The following is a 24,668-nucleotide window of genomic DNA, read 5'->3' on the forward strand; positions in this document are numbered from 1 at the left end:
ATTCGCAGGCGGGCGGGCAGCTTTTTCCAGGGGCTGCAGCAAATGAATCAGAGGAGGCGGCGATGAGCGGGATTTACGCACCACCGCGAAGCTGGGAAGAGTTGCAGAGATGCGTTGCGGCGCGAAAACGGGAATTTTCAGCGCAACTCATCCTTCTCGCAGAGTTCGCCCTGCGTCATCCAGACGCGATCGCCTTCGGAACATGCGGCTCCATCGCCGCTCATGCAGGAGTGTCAGCGACGACCGTGCCTAGGCTCGCTTCATTTTTGGGATATCAATCCTTCCGCGATCTCAGGAAGATGTTTCGCGACGACCTGCTGCGCGCTTCCAGTCTCGCTTCCGCCGACTAGAAGTATGAGTGAACGGCGCCAGAATCCCCCAACCGGATCCGACGATCTTGTCGACCGCGCCTATGAACCGACGTCCATAGCGGCGAGCCCGTAGCGGCGGTAATACTCTTCGGGTGCGTCATGGGCGATAAGCACACTCCGGATTCCCTCGGACAGGCGGAGCTCTATCTCCGAATCCCGGAAGGGCCGCATCTGCGTTCGGTCCAGATGAAGATCGTACAAGGTCGTTCCAAGGTCCACCGACCACCCGACCCGATCATTGTTGGGGATTCGTCGCGCATCTCGCAGCGCATCGATCCGAAGGACTGGCATATTCTTGGTGAAATTGAAACCAGCCGTAAGTGCCGACGTCTTCAGTTCCTCCGGGGTGAACAATGAAGTCATATGCATTGGCATGAGAGTGTACTCGTGGAGGTCGGGACCATAGAGGTCTTCGGGATACAGGTAATAAGTGTACCTGCCGTCGGTTGATCCGATGGGGCCGCCGAATACGCCGAAAATGGCAACGTCCCGCATCGATCTATCCTCCTTCAACAGGGGTAGGAGGGAATGTCCCTGCACTTCCTGCGGCACATCGATGCCGAAGAGATCGAGGAAGGTCGGCATCAGATCGATGGTCTGCGTAAGCGCCGAACGTCGCGTCCCGCCTCCTCCGGCATGCTCCGGATGGTAAATGATGAGTGGAATCGGGGAAATTTCGGCATAGTAAGGCATCCGATTCTTGCCCCACCAGTCGTGCTCGGCAAGAAGGAATCCGTGATCGGTGGACAGGATGATCGCTGTGTCTTTCCAAAGGTCGTGCTCGTCAAAATAGTCGAGCAGGCGCCCGAAGTATTCGTCGCACATTGTTACCAAGGCGGCATAGTTGGCGCGTATTTCCGCAATTTCCTCCGGGCTGTCGACGACTTTCTCATATTTCGGCCAGTCGAGAACACCGCCCTCCCATCCCGTAGCGTATTGCTCCTTGAACCGCTCCGGCGCGGCGAATGGCTCATGGGGATCGAAGCATTCGACCATCAGGAACCAGTCGTCTGCTGCTCGGTTCAGATCCAGGAATTCCAAAGCGGACTTAAAGCAGCGGGGACCCGGATACTCGTGCTCGCCACGAACGAATTCGCGATTGACCGCGCTCTGCATGCGCTTCCACGGATCATCAAAGTCATAATGCTTCTCCGAATACATTTCCTTGAAGCGCTCGAGTGGCGGCTGCACCATCGCTTTCCAGGGGTCGTCTTCCTGTCCGCGGATGAAATCCCATGTGCGGAACCGGGTATGATAGGTCGAGCCGCCATCCTCGAAATAATGAAGGTGGTCGGTGATCAGGTGCGAGTGAACGCCGCACTTGCCCAGCAGCTCCGGGAAGGAATTGTCGAACGGCTCCAGCGGCCCCCAGCTTCGATGCATGAAGTTCAGGCGGCCCGTGTGCAAATCCCGACGAGCCGGCATGCAGGGAAGACTGCCGACGAAGTGACTGTCGAATGTGGTCGCGCGTTCTGCAAACCGATCGAAGTTGGGCGTTTTGACCGCGTTCGCACCGTAGCGGCCCACGGCAGTGCGGTTCAGTGAATCGAACAATACAAATATGGCTCGCAACCGCGTCAAGCTCCTCTTCAAGTTCCCAATTCAAATGTACCGTGCTGGCGCCATATGCTAAAATTCCTTTTCTGCGAGAATCGATACGGATTTGTTATGGACCTCTTTAGGCATGTCGGCCTTCTGCGCTCATTTTTGATGGTCGCGCGGGAGGGGAATGTGACGGCGGCGGCTGAAAAACTCGGCATCAGTCAGCCCGCGCTGACGCGGAGCATTCGCCGCCTGGAAGACGAAACGGGCTTTCGCCTTTTTGATCGGCATACGAGAGGGGTCACACCCACGATCTATGGGAAGGCGCTGCTCCGCCACGCCCAGTTGATCGATACGGAATGCCGCTTCGCATCTTCAGAACTGGAGGCCCTTCGTTCCGGGCATAGAGGGCAGATAAAAATCGGAGGCGGCCCTTTCTGGGGTGCCGCCCTGCTGCCGAGGGCTGTCGCGCGATTGCATTCGCTTCTGCCCAAGCTACAGGTGAACTTGCAGATCGGCGTCAACAACGTGCTTCATCCGAAACTGCTGGATGGAGAACTGGACCTGGTGGTATCTGCAGCCCCCCGCGATCTATCGCAATTTCCGGAGCATTTCCGCTTTACTCGGATCACGACCATACGGAGCCAGATGTTTGTCCGTGAAGGGCACCCCATTCTCGCACAAGAACGGATCCGCTACGAGGATTTGGCAAATTATCCATGGATCATGTATCAGCAGGATCCGGAGATAATCGAGCGGGTCGCGACACTCCTCAAAGACCTCGGGGTCAACCCGCCTCGGATCGCCATCGAGGCAAGCTCACTGATGGCCGTATTGGAGCTTCTCAGATCAGGAGACTTCTTGGCCTGTTTGGCGGCGCCCATCCTTGGCGTCGTCCAGGACGTCGGAATCCGCCCCGTCCCCATCGACCGCGAAATTTGGAGCTTCCCCGCTGGCATTACTTACCATCGTGCAATCGAGCAATCCACGCCGTTTGAGCTGCTCAGACAGATGTTGACCGACGAGGTCACGAAACTCGGGCTCGACCGGACCGAACAAAGATAATTCAGACACCAGCTAAATCGAATCGAGGGGAAGACCGCACATAGTGAGTTGCGCTACCCGCCGATCAGCGCCAACCACTCGTCCTCGTCCATCGTCTGGAGGCCGAGTTCGCGTGCCTTGTCGAGCTTCGAGCCGGCGCCAGGGCCTGCGACGACGATGTCGGTCTTCTTGGAGACGGAGCCTGCGACCTTGGCGCCGAGACTCTCCGCTTTCGCCTTGGCCTCGTCGCGGGTCATCTTTTCGAGTGAACCGGTGAAGACGACCGTCTTGCCGGCCACGGGGCTGTCGGTCGCAACGGGCATCTCCGCACGCTCAGGCGTAACCTCCTCCAGAAGGTCGGAGAGGACCTTCAGGTTGCGCGGCTCCTTGTAGAATTCGACGATGGCGCGGGCGACCACCTCGCCTATGCCGTCGATGCTGTTCAGTTCGTTCCAGGCGTCTCCCGAAAAGCCGCCCGCCTCGGTCATGGCCGCGCCGAAGTGCTCGTAGGTGCCGTAGGAGCGCGCCAGAAGCTTGGCCGTCGTCTCCCCGACGTGGCGGATTCCGAGCGCATAGATAAAGCGATGCAGCCCAATCGAGCGGCGGGCATTGATCGCCTCGTAGAGTTTACGGACGCTGACCTTGCCGAAGCCATCGATGTTTTCGAGCTTCGTAAGCGAGGACTCCTGCCTGCGTTCGAGCGTGAAGATATCTGGTGCGGTGCGGATCCTGAGGGTCTCGTCCTCGCTTTCGAAGAAAAACTCGATCTGCTTGGAGCCGAGCCCCTCGATGTCGAAGGCATTACGCGAGACGAAATGCTTCAGGTGCTCGACCGCCTGCGCGCGGCAGACGAAACCGCCCGTGCAACGGCGCACGGCATCTACCTTGCCGGTCTTCTCGTTGATGTCGCGAACCGCGTGACTGCCGCAGATAGGGCAGCTCGTCGGAAACCGGTAAGGCTCGGTCCCTTCAGGGCGCTCGTCCATCACCACGTCGACGATCTGGGGAATCACGTCCCCTGCCCTCTGAACGATGACCATGTCGCCGATGCGGATGTCGCGCCCTTCGCGGATCGGTTCGCCCGTATTGCCGATGCCGCGGATGTAATCCTCGTTGTGCAGCGTTGCATTGGTCACGACCACGCCCCCGACCGTGATTGGCTCCAGCCGCGCGACAGGCGTCAGCGCGCCGGTGCGCCCGACCTGGATGTCGATGCCCTTCAGCCGCGTGAATGCCCGCTCTGCCGGGAACTTGTGCGCCGTCGCCCAGCGCGGGCTGCGCGAACGGAAGCCGAGCCTAGCCTGCAGATCGAGCTGGTCGACCTTGTAGACGACCCCGTCGATGTCGTAGTCCAGCTCCGGACGCTCCCGCTCGATATGGTGATAGTGCTCCAGGAGCTCGTCGGCGGAGAAGAAGCGCTGCATCAGCGGATTGACCGGGAATCCCCAGGCCTTGAAGGTCTCCACCATTCCGAGCTGCGTATCCGCCGGCATCGCCGACATCTCGCCCCAGGCATAGGCGAAGAAGCGCAGCCTGCGGCTCGCGGTCACCTTGGCATCGAGCTGGCGGAGCGATCCGGATGCGGTATTGCGGGGGTTGACGTAGAGTGGCCTGCCCTGCGCCGCCATTTCGGCATTGAGCGCGGCGAAGTCGGATTTCGCCATATAGATTTCGCCGCGGATCTCGACCACGTCGGGCGCTTCAGCAGGAAGCCTCTGCGGTATCATGCCGATGGTGCGGACATTGGCGGTGACATTTTCCCCGGTCGTGCCGTCGCCGCGGGTCGCGGCCGTGACCAGCCGACGGTTCTCGTAACGCAGCGACATGGAGAGACCGTCGATCTTCGGTTCCACCGTAAAGGCGATCGATCCATCCGGGAGCCGCCCGAGAAAGCGGTAGATGCCGGCGACGAATGCGCGGGCGTCCTCGTCCGAGAAACTGTTGTCGAGCGAAAGCATCGGCCGCGCATGAACTACGGGCGCGAAGGTCAGCGAAGGTGCGGCACCGACCTTTTGCGAGGGGCTGTCCTCGCGGATGAGCGCCGGAAATCGCTCCTCGATCAAATCGTTGCGCCGCTTCAGCGCGTCGTAGTCCGCGTCCGAAATCTCCGGATCATCCTTCCCGTGATAGAGCATGTCGTGGCGCGAAAGTTCCGCCGCCAGGAAGGCGAGTTCCTCGGCGGCTTCGGCTTCGGTCATTTGCTCGACCGGTTTTCTTTGATTCAGCATGGACGCGACTCCAGAACTTTGGAGTCGCTTTTACTGCATGATTCCTTAAATCGGAATCGATTTGAGGAGAAAATCATCAAGCAATGCACACTTCCGAGGCGAAGTTTGCGCGTCCGGCAAAGCGCGGCGCTTCAGAGAAGCCGGCCGGAAACAAACCCGGTGCGATCAGGCATTGCCGGCGAGCAATCGCGCAGCCGCGGCCCTCGCCTCTTCGGTGATCGAGGCCCCTGCCAGCATACGGGCTATCTCTTCGGTGCGTGCCGCATCGTCCATGCGAGCGACGCGAGTCGCGATCATCTCGGCTTTTTCCGCCGAGGGACCCTTCGAGATCAGGAGATGCGTGGCCGCACGCGCGGCAACCTGCGGCGCATGGGTGACCGAAAGCACCTGGACGGTCTTCGAAAGGCGTTTCAGGCGCTGACCGATCGCATCTGCCACGGCACCACCAACACCCGTGTCGATCTCGTCGAAGACGAGAGTCGGCGCCGAACCCCGGTCGGCAAGCGCCACTTTCAGCGCGAGCAGGAACCGCGAAAGCTCGCCGCCCGAAGCCACCTTCATGATCGGTCCCGGCCTGGTGCCGGGATTGGTCTGTACGTGGAACTCGACTGAGTCGATCCCGTCGGCCGTAGGCGATTCCGGATCGCTCGTCACCTCCACCATGAAGCGGGCGCGTTCCAGCTTCAGCGCCGGCAGTTCTTCCATAACGGCCGCCGAAAGTGCAACGGCCGTATTGTGCCGCTTTTCCGACAGCGACTGCGATGCAGCGTCAAACGCCGCTTTGCATTCGCCGACCCGTACCTCGAGTTGCTGCAGCTTCTCCTCGCCTGCATCGAGATCGGCGAGATCGGCGATCATCCGCACGGCAAGGGCGGGCAATTCGGTGACGGGGACGGAGTATTTCCGGCCCGCTGCGCGCAATGCGAAAAGCCGCTCTTCGACGCGTTCGAGCTCCTTGGGATCGAACTCGGTGTTGCGCAACGCGCGCTCGACCGCCATCTGGGCATCCGCAAGCTGGTTCAGTGCACCGTCCAGAAGTTCGACGGTCTCTTCAAGGAGGCCGGGAGCCTCATGGCTCTTGCGCTCCAGCCGCCGGACGAGCGATGCGATGAGCGGAACAGGCGATGCATTGCCGTTCAGAAACTCGGCTGCCTCGCTGATATCGCCGGCGATGCGTTCGACCTTCATCATGCGGGCGCGGCTCTCCGCCAGCTCCTCCTCTTCGCCATCGCGCGGCGATAGTGTCTCGAGCTCCTCGACGGAGGAGCGGAGATAGTCCGCCTCCCGGGATGCGGCCTCCACCTTCTCCCGATGTTTCTTCAGCCCCCGCTCGGCATCCTTCCAGGCGCGGTAAAGGTTCGCGACCGCTTCCGCCGCATCGGTGGTGCCGCCAAAAGCATCGACGAGCGTGCGGTGCGCGTCGGTATCGACGAGCGCTCGATCGTCATGCTGGCCATGGATTTCAACAAGCGTCTGGCCGACCTGGCGCATCAGCTGCACGCTGACCGGCTGATCGTTGATAAAGGCCTTGGTGCGGCCGTCCGCCGACTGCACGCGACGGAAGATCAGATCGCCATCGTCATCAATGCCGTTTTCCCGCAAAAGGAGCCGCGCCGAATGACCGGCCGGGACATCGAACACGGCGCTCACCTGGCCCCTGTCCTCGCCATGGCGCACGAGCGAACCGTCGCCGCGCCCGCCCAGCGCAAGCGACAGACTGTCGAGGAGAATGGATTTGCCCGCACCGGTTTCGCCGGTCAGCACCGACAGCCCGACATCGAAGCTGAGGTCAAGCCGTTCGATCAGGACGATATCTCGGATCGCGAGCTGGGCGAGCATCCGGTTTCATATCTTCGTTGTCGGGCGCCTGGAAATCACGCGCCGATAAGGTTTTTGCCCGCGCGCGCGATCCAGGATGTGCCGGTTTCGCGCGGCTCTAGCCCGCCCGATTGCAGCAGCTTGTAGGAATCGGCATACCATTGACTGTCCGGGTAGTTATGCCCGAGAACCGCTGCCGCTGTCTGAGCTTCCCCGGTCACGCCCATCGCATAATAGGCTTCGACGAGACGGGCGAGTGCTTCCTCGACCTGATTTGTGGTCGGATATCGCTCGACGACGGTGCGGAAGCGCGAAATCGCGGCCAGGTATTCCTTGCGCTCGAGATAATAACGGCCGACCTGCATTTCCTTGCCGGCGAGCTGGTCGCGTGCAAAACGGATCTTGGCCTGCGCGTCGTCGACATATTCGGAATCCGGATATTTGTCGACGACGACCTGCATTGCCTCCATTGCCCTCATAGCCGGTCTTTGATCCTGCGTCACCGACGGGATCTGCTTGGTGTAGGCCAGCCCCTGAATATATTGTGCATAGGCCGCGTCTTCGGACTGCGGATAAAGATTCAGGTAGCGGTTGGTCGAGTTGATCGCGTCCTGATACTGGCCGTTACGGTAAGAAACGAAGGCATTCATCACCAGCGCTTTGCGGGCATATTCGGAGAACGGGTGCTGCTTGTCGATCGCCTCGAACTTCCGCGCCGCCTCCGTGGTCTTGCCGGCGTTCAGGTTTGCGAGACCCTGATTGTAGAGCACCTCCGGCGGGTCGGTCTCCGCCGTGAGTTTGGTGATGTCGATGTCCGGATCATTCTGGCAGGCCGTGATCAGACTGGAGCCGGCGACAGCCGCTAAAACGACCGCGGCGACACGCGCTGATTTTCTTATGTCGACAGAAACTGCAAGAACCATCGGATATTCCCGTTTCACTCAGCGGCTAGCACCCCGCCAGACTTGCGCGTTTTAGAGCAAGTTACCTCAAGACCGCAACGTCATGATCGGCAATTCATGCAAATTTGTGGCGTCTGGCTGCACTGCACCTCTTTTCGGATGTGTAAAGTGCCTGTCGCATCGGGAAATCGGTGCAGCTGAACACCCGCTGCTTCCAGCGAATAACGAATCAGCAATGAAAATGCCGGCCTTTCGGCCGGCGACTGGAGAATGAATAGTGGCTCGCCAGGCGACGACGATCAGGCAGACCAGGGAGCGAAGCCAGGCGCGGCCACCGCCACCATATCCCTTGGACGCGTGCGCTGGCGCGGCGTCGCCGTTTCCACGACTTCATAGGCGGTCGGATCGCTGAGCAATGCCTTTAGGGCATTGGCATTCATCCGGTGCCCGCCGCGATAGGAGCGGTAACAGCCAAGGAAGGGCGCACCCGCCAAAGAAAGATCGCCTACGGCATCAAGCGTTTTGTGGCGAACGAACTCGTCCGTATAACGCAGACCCTCGACATTGATGACCGTATTGTCATCCGAGATCACCACGGAATTCTCGAGCGACGAGCCGAGTGCGAACCCCCCGGCCCAAAGTCGCTCCACATCCCGCATGAAACCGAAAGTACGCGCCCGCGACAATTCCCGCTTGAAAACCGACGGTGTCATATCGCCTTTCCAGGATTGCCGGCCGATGAGCGGGCAATCGAAATCGATCTCGACTTCAAAGCGCATGCCGTCATAGGGCGTGAACTCGGACCAGGATGCACCCGATTCGATGCGCACCGGCTTGAGTATACGGATATAGCGGCGCTTCTCCGGGAGCGAGTGAACGCCTGCCTGCTCGATCGCTTCGATGAAGGGCGCGGAGCTGCCATCCATGATCGGCATTTCGGCGCCATGTACTTCGATCAGCAGGTTGTCGAGGCCGAGTGCATAGACCGCTGCCATGACATGCTCGATCGTCGCGATCGACGTCGAGGGCGACAGACCTAGAACGGTGCAGAGATCGGTATTGCCGACATGCGACGAGACGGCCCGGAACTCGCTGAGCCGCCCGCCAGCGAGCACCCGCTGGAAAACAATGCCGGCATCGGCATCAGCCGGGTGGAAGGTAATCTCGACTTCCGACCCGGAGTGAACGCCAATACCCTTGAGGGTTATCGGGTTTGCAATCGTTGTCTGAAACCCGAGCAGTTCGATTCCCATTCTCGTCACTTTCAATCAAGGCGGCCGTTGGCCAATTCCTAAAAGGGTGCAGCTTTGCTCAAGGCACAAGACAAAGTACCGGGATCCCGCGCCAACCGGCCGGAACCTCGCTTCGAACCAACAGCGCCCGATCGAATCGTCTGCGTCCCCAATTCCGATGCTGAAAATAAGAGTTTGGAGGCACCATTCCAAATCACTGTTCGTTTCGTTTTGTTACGCAATTCATATGCGCACAATGGAAGTAGTAACCCCGTGAAATCACGGGAGAAATCGAAAAATGCCCGGGCTTGCGCCCGGGCATCGGCAAGGTGAAGGAACAGCCTCCGCATCTTGCCTCGAACCGAAATCGGCTCAAGAAAAACATGCAGTGGCTGAAGTACTACAGCGACGCTGTGCGGCTGATCAGACGCACAACGCTGTAGGTATCAGCTCGATTGGCGGCGCAGGAACGCCGGGATTTCGAGTTGATCGTCTTCATGCGACCGCATCTGCGGGGCAGCGCGACCGTGGTCGTCGAGCTGGCCGCGACGCGGCGCATAGAGGCTGGCTTCCGGAGAAAGCGGCCGACGCTGCTGCGAGGCGGCGCTCGGTGCGGCTGCGGTCATGTCGGACGAGACATTCGTCGCCTCCCGCTCCCGCAATCCCAGGGAAGTTGTGATCTTGTTCAGGAGCCCCATCGGCCCGCGCTCTTCCTGATGCAAGGGCGCCGGCTGTGCCCGGTGGTTCATTTCAGCCTTCACGACCGGAGGAAAATCCTCGACCTTAGGCATGCGGACCGGCTCGGCCTGCTGGCGTACGACCGGAGCGGGCTCCTGCCTGACGGGCTGGGCCTGCATCTGCGGCTGGACTGGCGCCTGCATCTCGACGGGGCGCGGTGCCGGCTGCGCCGGCCGCATTGCCGGCGCTTCAGCCGGAGCGACGCCGGCGAAAAGCTTGCTCTGCGGACGGAAAGCCTCTTCCTGCGGCTGCGGGGCCGCTGCGGAGATCTGGGCGTGGGCAGCTATATCGAGCTCCCGCTCCATTTCGGCTTCGCGGATCGCAAGCGCGATGTGGTCGACATTCTGCTGCTGAACCGGTTGCTGCACCGGCTGCGGCTGGGGCGCAGGCTGATGCGAAACGGTCGGCTGCGGGATGCTCTGTTGCGGCTGGGCCGGAACAGCGGCGGACGGACGGACGATCGGCTTCTGCGTTACCTGACGAAAGTCGGCAGAGCGGCCGGCCACCTCCGCGGCAGTACGGTCGATGCCGGTGGCGACGACGGAGACCCGGATAAGGCCCTCGAGTTCTTCGTCGAAGGTCGCACCGAGAATGATGTTGGCGTCCGGATCGACTTCCTCGCGGATACGCGTCGCAGCCTCGTCCACTTCGAAGAGCGTAAGGTCGCGGCCGCCGGTGATCGAGATAAGCAGGCCTTGAGCGCCCTTCATCGACGTCTCGTCGAGCAGCGGGTTGGCGATCGCAGCTTCCGCCGCCGCCATTGCGCGGCCTTCACCCGAAGCTTCGCCGGTACCCATCATGGCGCGGCCCATCTCGCGCATCACCGAACGAACGTCGGCGAAATCGAGGTTGATGAGGCCTTCCTTGACCATGAGGTCGGTGATGCAGGCGACACCCGAATAGAGAACCTGGTCAGCCATGGCAAAGGCGTCCGCGAAGGTCGTCTTGTCATTGGCGATGCGGAAGAGGTTCTGGTTCGGAATCACGATCAGCGTGTCGACCGACTTCTGAAGATCGGAGATGCCCTGATCGGCGATGCGCATGCGGCGTCCGCCTTCGAAATGGAAGGGCTTGGTGACGACGCCGACGGTAAGGATACCCTTGTTGCGGGCCGCCTGGGCCACGATCGGAGCAGCGCCGGTGCCGGTGCCGCCACCCATACCGGCGGTAACGAAGCACATATGCGTGCCCTGCAGGTGATCGATGATCTCGTCGATGCACTCTTCAGCAGCCGCACGGCCGACTTCCGGCTGCGAGCCTGCACCCAGGCCTTCGGTAACGGCGACACCCATCTGGATGATCCGTTCGGCCTTGGTCATGGTGAGGGCCTGGGCGTCCGTATTGGCAACGACGAAATCGACGCCCTGGAGCCCGGCGGTGATCATGTTGTTGACGGCGTTGCCGCCGCCGCCGCCGACGCCGAAGACCGTGATGCGCGGCTTCAGCTCGGTAATGTCCGGCTTCTGCAAGTTGATGGCCATAGTCCTGTTCCTTCTCTTTCCCTGGCCGCCTTGCCGAGCCGGCCAATTCCTTCAAACTCGAATACCTGTCTCGTCCGGCTGAATGCCGATCGATCTAGAAACTTTCTTTCAGCCATTGCCCCATTCGGGCGAAGCGGCTGTTGCCGCCGAGCGTGGAGAGCATGCCGCTGCCGGCGGCATGTGTCTCCAGATCGGCGACCTGGGGATAGATCATCAGCCCGACGGCAGTGGAGAAGGCGGGACCCTTCGCAGCGGCCGGGAGGCCGGATACTCCAAGTGGCCGGCCGATGCGGACATTGCGGGCAAGAATGCGCCGCGCCGCTTCCGGCAGGCCGGTCAACTGGCTGGCGCCGCCCGTCAGAACGATCCGTTTTCCGACGATCGGACTGAATCCGGACCGCTGGATGCGATCACGGATGAGCTCCAGCGTTTCCTCGATGCGAGCGCGCACGATGCGCGAAACCAGCGCGCGCGGTACGTGCGTCGGCTGGTCGCGATCGTCCTCGCCGATCGGCGGAACCGAAATGATATCGCGCTCGTCGGCGCTGTTCGGAAGCGCCGAACCGTGCACGACCTTCAACCGCTCGGCATCCTCGATGCGAGTGGACAGGCCGCGCGCCAGATCGGTCGTGACATGGTGACCGCCAAGGCCGACTGCGTCGGCATGGACGAGCCTGCCTTCGGCGAAAACCGAGATCGTCGTCGTGCCCCCGCCCATATCGATCGCCGCGCATCCAAGCTCGACCTCGTCGTCCACAAGTGCCGCAAGACCGCTCGCATAGGGCGTCGCGACCATGCCCTCTACGGAGAGGTGCGCGCGATTGACGCAAAGCTCGAGATTCTTCAATGCGGGCCGCTCCGCCGTCAGCACATGCATGTCGACGCCGAGCACATCGCCGAACATTGCCAGCGGGTCGCGTATGCCGCGCTCGCCGTCGAGCGAAAACCCCGTCGGCAAGGAATGCAGTATGGCCCGATCGGTGCGCAGCGACTGGTGGCCCGCGGCGGCAAGAACCTTCTTCAGATCGTTCGCCTCGACCTCCTGCCCACCGAGATCGATCGTTGCGGTATAGACGTCGCTCTGCAGACGGCCTGCGGAAACATTCACGATGAGGCTGTCGATCGTCAGCCCCGCCATGCGCTCGGCTGCATCGACTGCAAGCCTGACCACGCTTTCCACCGCATCGAGATCGGCGATGACGCCGTTCTTGACGCCCCGCGACTTCTGGTGGCCGATGCCGATGACCTCGATGTTATGCGTGCGGCCCGGCAGGATCTGGCTCTCGGCGCGCGGCGTCAGGCGGCCGATCATGCACACCACCTTGGTCGACCCGATGTCCAGGACCGAAACCACATGCGACCGCTTCGACGACAGTGGCTTCAGACGCGGAAGGCCGAAATTGGCGGATCCGAACAGATTCATATCCGCTTCTCCTGGGCTTTCAGCATCTTCTCCCTCGCCTTGAGCGCGACTTCCCGACGCTTCACCGCGTCAGCAGTCAACTGTACGGTCGTGCGGTCGTCGAGCCTGAGATCGACGGCCGCAATATCGCGCTCGAGCAATTTATGCGTGTCCTGCATATGGGCAAGGACGCTCATCGCGCGGGCGACATCCTTCTCCGGAAGTTTCACGACGACGCCATTATGGAGGCGCAGATCCCAGCGGCGCCCTGCGACGCGCACGAAGGCCTTGACGCGGGAGCGGAACTCGGGCCAGCGGGAGAATTCATCGTAAAATGCAGCCGCGGCGGTCTCCGCATCGCGGCCGACGAAAAGCGGCAGGCTGGCAAACTTGTTGTCCCTGAGCGGCGCGATGACGCTGCCGCTGCGCTCGATAAGCGATAGATCCGATCCGTGCTGCCAGATGCCAAAGGCTTCCCGCTCCCTGAGAACGACCTCGATCGTGCCTGGATAGATCTTGCGCACGGTCACGGTCTCGACCCAGGGCAGTTCGCCGATCAGCCGACGCGCCTCCTCGATATCGAGCGCCACAAGCGACGTCGTACCGTCCAGACCGAGCTGCTGAAGGATATCGATCTCCGAGGTCTGCGCATTGCCCGAGACGCGGACGTCCTCGATTGCGAAACCCGCCGCAGTCGTCGAGACCTGGGCGAAGCTCTGCGTATGCCCGCCGAGCGACATGCCGTAGAGGCCGGTCGCCAGCAGGAAGGCTGCAGCGGAAACCGTTCCGGTGTGATTGGGAAAACGGACACGACCGGCACCGAGACTGACGAGAAACCGCACGCCCTTGCGCAGCGGTCGCGGCAGGACGAACGATTCATCCGCCTCGGCGACACCCCCGGCTGGGTGACGAACCCTCTTGCCCCTTCTGCCCCTCAACGCAAGCACGACGCGTCCTCCACCATCCACCTGAGAAATTCACCAAACCGAAGGCCCGCATGCTGCGCCATTTCGGGCACCAGGGAGGTTGGGGTCATGCCGGGTTGGGTGTTGATCTCGAGCCAGATCAACTCGCCCTCACCATCGCCACGATCGTCGAAACGAAAGTCGGACCGGCTGACGCCGCGGCAACCGATCGCCTGATGCGCCTTCAAAGCCAGTGTTTGTATTTTTTGGTAAATATTTGGTGAAACCTGTGCCGGTATGACGTGCTTCGAGCCACCTTTTACGTATTTAGAGTCGTAATCGTAGAAGGCATGCCCCTGCGGAATGATCTCAGTGACGCCAAGAGCGACATCGCCCATGACGCCGCAGGTGAATTCGCGTCCTGCAACGTAGCGCTCGACCATGATGCGGTCGCCGTAGCGCCAGTCGCTCGAGGTGATCACCTGAGGCGGATGCGACTGATCCTCCTTGACGATCACCACGCCGAAGCTCGACCCCTCTCGCACCGGCTTCACCACGTAGGGGGGCTTCATCGGATGCTGATTGCCGAAGCTGCGGCGGTCCATGACCACTGCCTCGGCAACCGGAATACCGGCGGCCTTGGCGACATGCTTTGCCTGGGCCTTGTCCATGGCCAGCGCAGAGGCAAGAACGCCCGAATGGGTATAGGGAATTTCGAGATATTCGAGGATTCCCTGAATCGTTCCGTCTTCGCCGAATGGTCCGTGAAGCGCGTTGAAGACCACATCCGGGCGCAATTCCTGAAGCACCGCCGCGACGTCGTGACCGACATCGACGCGCGTGACGCGATAGCCTTCGCCTTCCAGAGCATCCGCGCAAGCCGTCCCCGAAGACAGGCTCACCGGCCTCTCCGAGGAAAATCCGCCCAACAGGACAGCGACATGCTTGCTGCTCATTCAAACCCCCAAACAATACGCCATTATCGCGAAGCTTGCTTGCACCTGGCTGATTCCGAAATCGCGATTCGCGAGATCGCCGCGTAGAACCACTACAACGACATTATGGTTAATGAAGTGTTTACTTTGGTTAACTCTCTCGCTTAATGCCCTTGGGCGGCACCGCCAAGAATCAACCAGAAACAAGATTTCCTAGCTGAATCAGAGGTTTCTGTGGCTTGCAAGGGAAATAATCTCTGGAAAGGACGAGCCCGCCTGCGGGCGCAGGCGGGCTCGTGGAGGTCTTGGCCGGGTGTTCCATGCCTTTTTCCGGCTAGGCTTCCTCGCCGACGACCTTCCAGGCGATTCCGGCAATGACCGCACCGATCAGCGGCGCCACCCAGAAAAGCCAGAGCTGTGAAATCGCCCAATCGCCGACGAACAGCGCCTGCCCGGTCGATCGAGCCGGATTGACCGAGGTGTTGGTGACCGGGATCGACACGAGGTGAATCAGCGTCAGCCCGAGGCCGATGGCGATGGGTGCGAAGCCCACAGGCACCCGGCTGTGCGTCGAGCCCAGAATGATGAACAGGAAAAAGGCGGTCATGACCACCTCGGTGACGAGCGCTGCCGTCAGCGAGTAGCCGCCCGGAGAGTGCTCGCCGTAGCCATTGGCGGCAAAACTACCAAGCTGGAAATCGGCCTTGCCGGTGGCGATCACGTAGAGGACGGCAGCCGCGGCGATCGCCCCGGCAACCTGCGCGATGATGTATCCGACGAGGCTCGCCGGCGGCACCCTGCCGACGACGGCAAGACCGAGCGATACCGCCGGATTGAAATGGCCGCCGGAAATTCCGCCAACCGCATAGGCCATGGTCAGCACCGTAAGGCCGAAGGCAAAGGAGACGCCAAGCAGGCCGATACCGACCTCCGGGAAGGCCGCGGCAAGCACGGCGCTGCCGCACCCGCCGAGAACGAGCCAGAAAGTACCGAGAAATTCCACAGAAAGCTTCCTGAACATGAATACTCCCCCAAAACGAAGCAAAACGCTTCGTTAACGAGAGTTCTACAGTATTCGAATCCCGTCAAGCGGGAGATGTATTCACCCTTCTTGCCCGCAATACGGGAGGCATGATGAATTCGCCCAAGCTGGAAGTGAGCTGCTCGGGCACGCGGACGACAGCACGCCGGCGGAATATTGCTTCGTCAGCAAGCGCATTTAGTTCGCATATCTTACGAAATCAGTCTTTCTCGATATGAAAACTTGCGCTAAGAACCGGCCGCCCGCCTCCCAAGACGGCATTCCGCTAGCTCCTTTCCTTGCCCCTGTCCGGGTAAAGAATTGATCTAACCCTCTGAAACTAAGCGATTCCGCGGGGAGAATGGTTCTCTTCCCCGCGAATTGCTCCAGGAACGAACCAATGACAGACGCGACAACCTCGCTGTCGCCGCAGGATGGTGCGTTGCATCGACAGGCCGTGAACTCCCCGGCCCGGGTGCTGTTCGCCAGCCTCGTCGGCACGACGATCGAATTCTTCGACTTCTATGTCTATGCGACAGCAGCGGTGATTATTTTCCCGCACCTTTTCTTCCCTGCAGCTGATCCGACCTCGGCAATGCTGCAGTCCTTGGCGACTTTCTCGATCGCCTTTTTCGCCCGTCCCCTTGGCGCCGTGATCTTCGGCCACTTCGGCGACAGGATCGGCCGCAAGGCGACGCTCGTCGCCGCGCTGATGACTATGGGGATTTCGACGGTCGTGATCGGCCTGCTGCCCACCTACGCGACGATTGGCGTCGTGGCGCCGCTTCTCCTTGCGCTCTGCCGCTTCGGCCAGGGCCTGGGCCTCGGCGGTGAATGGGGCGGCGCGGTGTTGCTAGCGACCGAGAATGCGCCGGAAGGCAAGCGGAGCTGGTATGCAATGTTCCCCCAGCTCGGCGCGCCGATCGGCTTCATCCTGTCGGCCGGGACCTTCCTCGTGCTCGGCGAGGTCATGAGCGACGAGGCCTTCCTCGCCTGGGGCTGGCGAATTCCCTTCGTCGCCAGCGTGCTGCTCGTGATCGTCGGTCTCTATGTCCGCCTGAAGATTACCGAAACGCCGGAATTCCAGAAGGCAATCGATAAACGGGAGCGCGTCGAGGTACCGGTGGCGGCGATATTCCGCTCGCATAAGCGAAGCCTCGCGCTCGGCACCTTCGTGGCACTCGCGACCTTCGTCCTGTTCTATCTGATGACCGTCTTCTCGCTCTCCTGGGGCACGACGAAGCTCGCCTATTCGCGCGAGCAGTTCCTGCTTGTACAGATGACCGGCGTCGTTTTTTTCGGCCTGATGATTCCCGTCTCCGGCATTCTTTCGGACCGCTTCGGACGCCGCCTGGTGCTGGTGCTCACAACAATCGGCATCGGCATATTCGGCCTCGTCATGGCGCCGCTTCTGACATCCGGTCTCGGCGGCGCCTTCGTCTTCTCGATCCTCGGACTCGGCCTGATGGGCCTTACCTACGGGCCGATCGGCGCGGCGCTGGCGGCTCCCTTTCCGACTGCAGTGCGTTATACCGGCGCCTCGATGACCTTCAACCTCGCAGGCATCTTCGGCGCGTCGCTGGCACCCTACATCGCCACCTGGCTCGCGACCAACTACAGCCTCGGCCATGTCGGCTATTATCTGATGGGCGCCGCATTGATCACGCTCGTCTGCCTGCTGCTTTCGAACGAGGAAGAGGTCTCGGGCTGAGGAGGAATGAACCTGAAAACAGGGCCGCGGCGGATGTCCGTCGCGGGCCCCTCTTTGGCGCTGATTCGCTTCAGGCCGTAGCGCGGCCGAGGAATTCCTTGATTTCGTAGCCCGGCATGAAATTGCCGACGCGCTTGATCTCCCATTCCAGCTTGACACCGGAATGGTCCATCACCCGCTGGCGGACGGTCTCGCCGAGATATTCCAGTTCATAGCCGGTCGCCTGACCGGTATTGATCATGAAATTGCAGTGAAGCGGGGACATCTGAGCGTTGCCGATCATCATGCCGCGGCAGCCGGCCTCGTCGATCAACTTCCAGGCCGAATGGCCTTCCGGGTTCTTGAAAGTGGAGCCGCCGGTCTTTTCGCGGATCGGCTGTACGGTTTCCCGATGCTGGCGCACCGCGTCCATGTCGTTGCGGATCTTGGCCTTGTCCTCTGCATAGCCTTCGAAGATCGCATGCGTGAAGATCAGGTCCTTGGCTGCCCCTGAATGGCGATAGCCATAGCCCATCTCCGATTTGCTCAGAACATGTCTGTCGCCCTTCCGGTCGACGGCATGGACTTCGAGGACGCGCGCGCTGGTTTCACCGGCATTGGCGCCGGCGTTCATGCGCAGTGCACCGCCGATCGAACCAGGAATGCCGTAATAGAAATAGAAGCCGCCTATGCCGTGGTCGAGCGCCATGGCGGCGAGGTTCTTGTCGGGGCAGATTGCGCCCGCCTTGATGCGGTGTTCACCGGCAAGTTCGAGGTCGCCGAAGCCCTTTGCCGAGAGCCGGATGACGACACCGGGAATACCTCCGTCGCGCACGAGCAGGTTGGAGCCCACACCGACGACCAGCACCGGCACCTCCTCAGGCACGAGCTTGAGGAAGGTAGTGAGATCGTCCGTGTCGTGCGGCTGAAACATCAGTTCGGCGAGACCGCCTGCCCGAAACCAGGTAACGCGGTCCATTGGGGCATCGGGCGTGATACGCCCGCGTATCGCGCTGACGCCGTTTCCGAGCGATTCGAGGAGTTTCTGCCCGTTGACCTGTTTCATGCTCGATTTCCCGAGATTTCCGCGAGCTGCTTCGGCAGCGCCGCGGCCCAATAGGTAATGCTGCCAGCCCCCAAGAGAACCACAAAATCGCCCGGCTGCGCAATCTTGGCGACAACAGGCGCAAGGGCCTCCTGTCCCGAGATATGGCGGGCATCGCGGTGGCCGGCAGCCTTGATGCGGTTGACCAGCGCTTCCGAATTGACTCCATCTATCGCTTCTTCGCCGGCCGAATAGACCGGAGCGAGCAGAATCGTGTCGGCGTCGTTGAAGCAGGATGTGAAATCCTCGAAGAGGCTCGACAGGCGCGAATAGCGATGCGGCTGGTGGACCGCGACGATGCGCCCCTGACAGGCCTCCCGCGCGGCCCTCAGGACGGCTTTGATTTCGACCGGATGATGACCGTAGTCGTCGAAGATGCGCGCGCCGTTCCACTCGCCCGTCAACGTGAATCGGCGTTTGACGCCGCCGAAGGAGGCGATCCCTCTTGCAATATCCTCCGGCTTGATGCCGAGCCGCTGCGCGACCGCCACGGCGGCCGTGGCGTTCGACACATTGTGACGGCCGGGCATCGGCAGCCTGAGATCCTTGATCTCGATCACCTGACCCGTGCGGCGGCGGCGTATCTCGATATCGAAGATCGAGGTGGCACCGTCCATCCGGATATTGTGGAAGCGCACGTCCGCCTGCGGGTTTTCGCCATAGGTGACGACTTTCCGGTCCTCGATCTTTCCCACCATGGACTGGACTTCCGGATGATCGAGACACAGCACACCAAAGCCGTAAAACGGCACATTTTCGACGAACTGGCGAAAGGCCGAGCGCACGGCGTCGAAGCTGCCGTAATGGTCGAGATGCTCGGGATCGATATTGGTGACCACTGCGATGTCGGCGGGCAGCTTCAGGAACGTGCCGTCGGATTCGTCGGCTTCAACGACCATCCATTCGCCCGCGCCCATGCGTGCATTGGTGCCGTAGGCATTGATGATACCGCCGTTGATCACCGTCGGGTCGAGGCCACCTGCATCGAGCAATGCGGCCACCATCGAGGTCGTGGTGGTCTTTCCGTGCGTTCCGCCGATTGCAATCGCATTTCGGAAACGCATCAGCTCGGCCAGCATCTCGGCGCGCCGGACGACCGGCAGAAACTTTTCACGCGCAGCGATGAGCTCTGGATTGTCCTTCTTGATCGCGGTCGAGACCACGATCACCTCGGCATCGCCAAGATTTTCCGCCTTGTGACCGATGGAAATTCTGATGCCCTTTTCCCTCAGGCGCTGCACATTGGCGCTTTCCGCCTGGTCGGAACCCTGGACGCGATGGCCGAGATTGTGCAGCACCTCGGCAATACCGCTCATGCCGATGCCGCCGATACCAATGAAATGTACGAGCCCGATCGTCTTCGGCATCTTCATGAACGTGTTTCCTTGAACTTCGCGACTGTCGAGCCGCTGGCAATAGCCTCTACCAGTAACGCAAGCAAGCGCGCGGCATCCGGCTTGCCGGTCTGGCGGGCACCAGCCGCCATCTGCGCCAGGGTATCCGGGTTGCTCATTGCATCTGTTAGAATGTTTGCAAGCCGCTCGGCGCTGAGCTCCACCTGGGCGATCACGCGCGCGCCGCCTTTCGCGGCCAGCGCAGCCGCATTTGCCGCCTGGTCGTGGTCGAGCGCATAGGGATATGGGACCAGGATTGCCGGCCGGCCGATGACCGAGACTTCCGAAACGGTGGAAGCACCGGAACGGCAGATAACGAGCTGCGCGGAGGCGATCCGCCCCGCCATGTCGGTGAAGAAAGGGGATACTTCGGCCGGAATGTCGAGCTTCTCGTAAGACGCGATGACACCTTCCCTGTCCTCGGGACGCGCCTGCTGCGTCACCTTCAGCCGCCGGCGCAAAGCGTCGTCGAGCCGGCAGACAGCTTGCGGCACTGCCTTCGAGAAAAATTGCGCCCCCTGGCTGCCCCCGAACACCACGAGATGAAAAGGCGCGTCACCACCGGCCGGCGCGTAGGGCACCCTCGCGGCTTCCAGCACCGCAGGTCGCACAGGATTCCCCGTTGCAACGGTCTTTGCAGCGAAGGCTCCCGTACCCTCCGGAAGAAAGCCGCCGGCAATGGCCGCAACGCGCGATGCGAGCATCTTATTGGCGCGCCCCATGACCGCATTCTGTTCGTGGATGATCGTCGGGACGCCCATGCCGGTTGCCGCGAGCAGCGGCGGCACAGTCGGATAGCCGCCGAAACCGACGACGGCCATCGGCTTGAGCCTGGAAATCAGCCGCCGGGCTGCTCTCAAACCCGTCCAGAGCTTCCACGCCGATCGTGCGAGCTTTACAGGATTCTTCGACCCGATCGTCGCCGACGCTACGACATGTATTTCGTCTGCCGGGAACCTGCCCGCGAAGCGCTCGGCGCGGCTGTCCGTCACCAGATGCACGGAATAGCCGGACGCCTTCAACTCGTGGGCAAGCGCCTCGGCTGGAAAGAGGTGTCCGCCGGTCCCGCCGGCGGCAAGTAGAATTATGCCTTTATCCATGTCTCACTATCCATGTCTCATTCGGCGGGCACCCCGACGCCCGATCGAAAGAGGCTGCGCTCGACGGCACGCTTCTCCGGCCTATGGCGCGTCAGTGCCAGGATGAACCCCGCCGTTACGCAGATCGCCACCATCGACGAACCACCATAGGAAATCAGCGGCAGCGTCATGCCCTTGGCCGGAAGCAGTTCGAGATTGACGCCAATATTGATCATCGACTGGATTCCGATCTGCAGAACCAGCCCGGCAACCGCGAAACGGTTGAAATCGTTGCGCTCGCGGAAGGCATGATTGAGGCCGCGCAGCACCACGAAAGCGAAGACCACGACGACGACCATGCAGAAGACGATGCCGAACTCTTCTGCCGCGACCGAAAAGATAAAGTCCGTATGGCTGTCCGGAATGACGCGCTTCATTATGCCCTCGCCTGGTCCCCGGCCGAACCAGTCTCCACGAATGATCGCCTCTCGCGCCGTATCGACCTGGAACGTGTCGCCCTCGCCGGTCAGGAACCGGTCGATGCGGCCGGCGACGTGGGGCAGGATGGAATAGGCGGCGAAAAACCCGCCCATGGCGACCGAAGCGAGCACGATGATCCAGAGCCATGGCATGCCGGCCATGAAGAACATGCCGCCCCAGACGACCGTCGTAAGAATGGTCTGTCCGAGGTCGGGCTGGGCGACGAGGAGCGCTCCGACAATGCCGAAGAGGAGGATTGAAAGCAGATTGCCGGGAATCTCCGGCTGACGTGCATGCTCGGCGAAAAGCCAGGCACAGACGACGACAAAGGCCGGCTTCATGAACTCCGATGGTTGCACCGAGATGCCGGCGAGCGATAGCCAGCGCCGCGAACCCTTGACCTCCTGGCCGAAGAACAAGGCGAGCGCCATCATCGCAACCGAGATGACGAGAAGGATGATCGCCGTGCGCCGCACCTGCCGTGGCGAAAGAAAGGAAATGCCGACCATCACCACCAGTGACGGCGGAAGAAAGAGTGCGTGACGCTTGACGAAGTGGAAGCTGTCCAGGCCAAGCCGCTCGGCGATCGGTGGGCTCGCGGCGAAGGAGAGCATGAAGCCGATGCCCATCAGGAGGATGAAGGCCGCCAGAAAAAATCTGTCGATCGTCCAGAACCAATCGGCCACGGGGCCCCGTTCGGCTCGGCTTACCATCTCTCTGTCCCCTTTCCGGCGCGTGCTGCGCCAACGTCACTATCCGGCCGAAGCCGTCAGATGAGCATGATCACGCCCTCGAGCGCCTTCACGTGCTCGACGAAGGCATCTCCGCGCAGTTCGAAGTTCTTATACTGGTCGAAGCTTGCGCAAGCCGGGGAAAGCATCACGGTCGCCGGCGCCCCGGCATCGCGCGCCGCGTCCGATGCCGCATGCGCAACCGCTTTTTCCAATGTCCCCGAGATTTCGTAGGGCACTGCCTCGCCGAGGGTCGCCGCGAAAGACGGCGCCGCCTCTCCGATCAGATAGGCTTTGACGATTTTCGGAAAGAATGGCGTCAACGAGGTGATGCCGCCCTCCTTCGGCAGACCGCCGGCGATCCAGTAGATACGGTCGTAACTCGACAGCGCCGGTGCTGCGGCCTCGGCGTTGGTCGCCTTGCTATCGTTGACGAAGATGGTCTCGCCCTTCTTCGCAACCGGCTGCATCCGGTGCTTGAGCCCCGGAAAGCTTCTGAGGCCGTCCACTATGTCCTTTTCGGAAATGCCGACCGCCAGGCACGCGGCGATCGCGGCCGCGGCATTCTGGGCATTGTGACCGCCACGCAGCGTCTGGATCCCGGCAAGGTCGGTAAAGAGCGACGATGCCCCGCCAGTCGCACGCATCAGCGCCGTACCTTCGGCATAGACACCTTCGGCAAGCGGATGACGGCGCGAGATACGCACGACCTTGGTACCTGCTCGCTCCACCCGGTCGGCAATCAGACTCGAAAGGCTGTCGTCGACACCGACAATCGCCGTTCCGCTCCCCGCCACCAGGCGCTCCTTGATGTCGGCATAGTGCTGCATCGTACCATGGCGATCCAGATGATCCGGCGTGAGGTTGAGGAGTATCCCGGCGGTGGGATCGAGCGTGGGTGCCAGGTCGATCTGGTAGGATGAGCATTCGACGACATAGAAGCGGTCCGCCTGCGGCGGCTCCAGCGTCAGCACCGCTGTGCCTATATTGCCGCCGAGCTGTGTGTCCCGCCCACTTGCGCGCAGGATATGGGCGATCAGCGCCGTCGTCGTGGATTTGCCGTTGGTGCCGGTGATGGCAATGAAAGGGCAGTCAGGCGCGTGCTTGCGCCGCTCGCGCACGAACAGCTCGACATCGCCGATGATCTCGACGCCGGCATGATGCGCGAGGTCGGCGCTCCAATGCGGCTTTGGATGGGTCAGCGGCACGCCGGGCGAAAGGACCAAGGCGGAAAAGGCATGCCATTCCTCGCCACGCAGATCGGCCGTCGCGATCCCGGCCTGATCCGCCTTGGCGACGCTGTCGGGGTTGTCGTCCCAAGCCACCACATCGGCTCCGCCTGCAACGAGCGCCTGGGCGGTCGCCAGTCCGGAGCCGCCCAGCCCGAAGAGTGCGACCTTCCTACCCTTGAATGAAGTGACCGGGATCATCGCGCTCACCGAAGCTTCAGCGTCGAGAGACCGACCATCGCAAGGATCACGGCGATGATCCAGAAGCGGATCACCACCTGGCTTTCCGTCCAGCCCTTCTTCTCGAAGTGATGGTGGATCGGTGCCATCAGGAACACCCGGTGCCCGGTGCGCTTGAACCAGAAGACCTGAATGATGACAGACAATGTCTCCATGACAAAGAGCCCGCCGATGATGACCATGACGATCTCGTGCTTGGTTGCGACGGCGACGGTGCCTATGAGACCGCCGAGGGCAAGCGAACCGGTGTCGCCCATGAAGATCGCGGCGGGCGGCGCGTTGAACCACAGGAAGCCAAGGCCTGCGCCGATCACCGCGCCGAGGATCACCGCGAGTTCGCCGGTGCCGGGCACGAAATGGATCTGCAGGTAGTTGGCAAAGACAGCGTTGCCGGCGAGATAGGCGATCAGCCCGAACGCGGCCGAGGCGATCATGACAGGGACGATCGCGAGCCCGTCCAGGCCATCGGTCAGATTTACGGAATTTCCCGCGCCGACGATGACGAAGCCGCCGAACAGCACGAAGAAATAGCCGAGATTGAGCATCAGGTCCTTGAAGAATGGAAAGGTCACCGATGACCCGAAAGTGGAGCCCGCCGCCCCTGCCGAAAGCGCAGCCTGCATCATGAAGAAGACGGCGATCGAGGCGATCACGAACTCGATGCCAAGCCGGGCTTTGCCGGAGAAGCCTTTGTCCGATTGTTTCGTCACCTTGAGATAGTCGTCGTAGAAGCCGATCGCGCCGAAACCCAGCGTTACCAGAAGCGTCGAGACGACATAGATGCTGGATAGATCGGCCCAAAGCAGCGAGGACACCACGATGCCCGCGAGGATCATCAACCCTCCCATGGTCGGCGTCCCGGCTTTCTTGAAGTGCGTCTGAGGGCCGTCGGCGCGGATAGGCTGGCCCTTGCCCTGACGGATGCGCAACGAAGCGATCATGGCCGGACCGAACAGGAACACGATCAAGGCAGAGGTGAACAGAGCCGCGCCCGTGCGGAAGGTGATGTAGCGAAAGAGATTGAAGAATTGAAAGTGGTCCGCCAGTTCCACAAGCCAGATCAGCATAAGGGACCTTTCCCCCGGAAGTTTATATCAGGAC

19 protein-coding genes are annotated in these 24,668 nt (G+C 61.4%); 3 read left to right on the forward strand and 16 right to left on the reverse strand.

From position 1 onward, the window contains the following. Positions 1 to 62: 62 nt before the first annotated feature. Positions 63 to 350: a MurR/RpiR family transcriptional regulator gene (locus FB009_RS33945; protein WP_024311506.1), complete on the forward strand. Its 288-nt coding sequence runs from the start codon at positions 63 to 65 to the stop codon at positions 348 to 350. A 60-nt stretch (positions 351 to 410) separates the two neighbouring features. Here the strand turns inward: FB009_RS33945 and FB009_RS20600 are convergent, their stop codons facing one another. Beyond that, the gene (locus tag FB009_RS20600) at positions 411 to 1,943 is read right to left on the reverse strand and encodes a sulfatase (protein WP_145161935.1); all 1,533 of its coding nucleotides are present in this window, start codon (positions 1,941 to 1,943) and stop codon (positions 411 to 413) included. A gap of 96 nt (positions 1,944 to 2,039) precedes the next feature. On the opposite strand from FB009_RS20600, the gene FB009_RS20605 reads away from it, so the two are divergent. Then, positions 2,040 to 2,978, forward strand: a complete 939-nt coding sequence (locus FB009_RS20605) for a LysR family transcriptional regulator (protein ID WP_127625685.1) — start codon at positions 2,040 to 2,042, stop codon at positions 2,976 to 2,978. 53 nt (positions 2,979 to 3,031) lie between these two features. Here the strand turns inward: FB009_RS20605 and ligA are convergent, their stop codons facing one another. The 9 genes from ligA to aqpZ form a co-directional block, all read right to left on the reverse strand. Beyond that, positions 3,032 to 5,185, reverse strand: a complete 2,154-nt coding sequence (gene ligA / locus FB009_RS20610) for an NAD-dependent DNA ligase LigA (protein ID WP_011976200.1) — start codon at positions 5,183 to 5,185, stop codon at positions 3,032 to 3,034. Positions 5,186 to 5,350: 165 nt separating this feature from the next. Continuing rightward, positions 5,351 to 7,024 (reverse strand): DNA repair protein RecN, encoded by a 1,674-nt coding sequence (gene recN / locus FB009_RS20615; RefSeq protein ID WP_011976201.1) that lies wholly within the window; start codon positions 7,022 to 7,024, stop codon positions 5,351 to 5,353. 35 nt (positions 7,025 to 7,059) lie between these two features. After that, positions 7,060 to 7,926, reverse strand: coding sequence for an outer membrane protein assembly factor BamD (locus FB009_RS20620; protein WP_011976202.1), 867 nt, complete (start codon positions 7,924 to 7,926; stop codon positions 7,060 to 7,062). 278 nt (positions 7,927 to 8,204) lie between these two features. Beyond that, entirely contained in the window at positions 8,205 to 9,158 is a 954-nt protein-coding gene (gene lpxC, locus FB009_RS20625) for a UDP-3-O-acyl-N-acetylglucosamine deacetylase (RefSeq protein WP_011976203.1), read from the reverse strand. Between the two features lie 425 nt (positions 9,159 to 9,583). After that, complete coding sequence (gene ftsZ, locus FB009_RS20630) at positions 9,584 to 11,356, reverse strand: cell division protein FtsZ (RefSeq protein ID WP_011976204.1); 1,773 nt, start codon at positions 11,354 to 11,356, stop codon at positions 9,584 to 9,586. 94 nt (positions 11,357 to 11,450) lie between these two features. After that, positions 11,451 to 12,779 carry a cell division protein FtsA gene (ftsA, locus tag FB009_RS20635; RefSeq protein ID WP_011976205.1) on the reverse strand — a complete coding sequence of 443 codons (1,329 nt, stop codon included), beginning with the start codon at positions 12,777 to 12,779 and terminating at the stop codon, positions 11,451 to 11,453. Further along, a complete protein-coding gene (gene ftsQ / locus FB009_RS20640; RefSeq protein ID WP_011976206.1) occupies positions 12,776 to 13,705 on the reverse strand; it encodes a cell division protein FtsQ in 930 nt (309 codons plus the stop codon). The genes ftsA and ftsQ overlap by 4 nt, the downstream gene beginning before the upstream one ends. After that, positions 13,693 to 14,619: a D-alanine--D-alanine ligase gene (locus FB009_RS20645; RefSeq protein WP_011976207.1), complete on the reverse strand. Its 927-nt coding sequence runs from the start codon at positions 14,617 to 14,619 to the stop codon at positions 13,693 to 13,695. Before FB009_RS20645 ends, ftsQ begins: the two co-directional genes overlap by 13 nt. Positions 14,620 to 14,932: 313 nt before the next feature. Then, a complete protein-coding gene (aqpZ, locus tag FB009_RS20655) occupies positions 14,933 to 15,619 on the reverse strand; it encodes an aquaporin Z (RefSeq protein WP_011976208.1) in 687 nt (228 codons plus the stop codon). Between the two features lie 400 nt (positions 15,620 to 16,019). Between aqpZ and FB009_RS20660 the strand changes: the two genes are divergently transcribed. Continuing rightward, a complete protein-coding gene (locus FB009_RS20660; RefSeq protein ID WP_011976209.1) occupies positions 16,020 to 17,330 on the forward strand; it encodes an MFS transporter in 1,311 nt (436 codons plus the stop codon). A 70-nt stretch (positions 17,331 to 17,400) separates the two neighbouring features. On the opposite strand, the gene murB is transcribed toward FB009_RS20660, so the two are convergent. The 6 genes from murB to mraY are packed head-to-tail and all read right to left on the reverse strand — an operon-like array spanning position 17,401 to position 24,634. Then, complete coding sequence (gene murB, locus FB009_RS20665) at positions 17,401 to 18,375, reverse strand: UDP-N-acetylmuramate dehydrogenase (RefSeq protein ID WP_011976210.1); 975 nt, start codon at positions 18,373 to 18,375, stop codon at positions 17,401 to 17,403. Beyond that, a complete protein-coding gene (murC, locus tag FB009_RS20670; RefSeq protein WP_011976211.1) occupies positions 18,372 to 19,787 on the reverse strand; it encodes a UDP-N-acetylmuramate--L-alanine ligase in 1,416 nt (471 codons plus the stop codon). Before murC ends, murB begins: the two co-directional genes overlap by 4 nt. Continuing rightward, positions 19,784 to 20,908: an undecaprenyldiphospho-muramoylpentapeptide beta-N-acetylglucosaminyltransferase gene (murG, locus tag FB009_RS20675; protein WP_024311509.1), complete on the reverse strand. Its 1,125-nt coding sequence runs from the start codon at positions 20,906 to 20,908 to the stop codon at positions 19,784 to 19,786. Before murG ends, murC begins: the two co-directional genes overlap by 4 nt. A 17-nt stretch (positions 20,909 to 20,925) precedes the next feature. Continuing rightward, positions 20,926 to 22,080, reverse strand: coding sequence for a putative lipid II flippase FtsW (ftsW, locus tag FB009_RS20680; protein ID WP_011976213.1), 1,155 nt, complete (start codon positions 22,078 to 22,080; stop codon positions 20,926 to 20,928). 56 nt (positions 22,081 to 22,136) lie between these two features. Then, positions 22,137 to 23,528 carry a UDP-N-acetylmuramoyl-L-alanine--D-glutamate ligase gene (murD, locus tag FB009_RS20685; protein WP_011976214.1) on the reverse strand — a complete coding sequence of 464 codons (1,392 nt, stop codon included), beginning with the start codon at positions 23,526 to 23,528 and terminating at the stop codon, positions 22,137 to 22,139. A 5-nt stretch (positions 23,529 to 23,533) separates the two neighbouring features. Continuing rightward, the gene (mraY, locus tag FB009_RS20690) at positions 23,534 to 24,634 is read right to left on the reverse strand and encodes a phospho-N-acetylmuramoyl-pentapeptide-transferase (protein ID WP_011976215.1); all 1,101 of its coding nucleotides are present in this window, start codon (positions 24,632 to 24,634) and stop codon (positions 23,534 to 23,536) included. Positions 24,635 to 24,668: the final 34 nt, after the last annotated feature.

The sequence above is a fragment of the Sinorhizobium medicae genome, assembly GCF_007827695.1.
GTDB lineage: Bacteria > Pseudomonadota > Alphaproteobacteria > Rhizobiales > Rhizobiaceae > Sinorhizobium > Sinorhizobium medicae.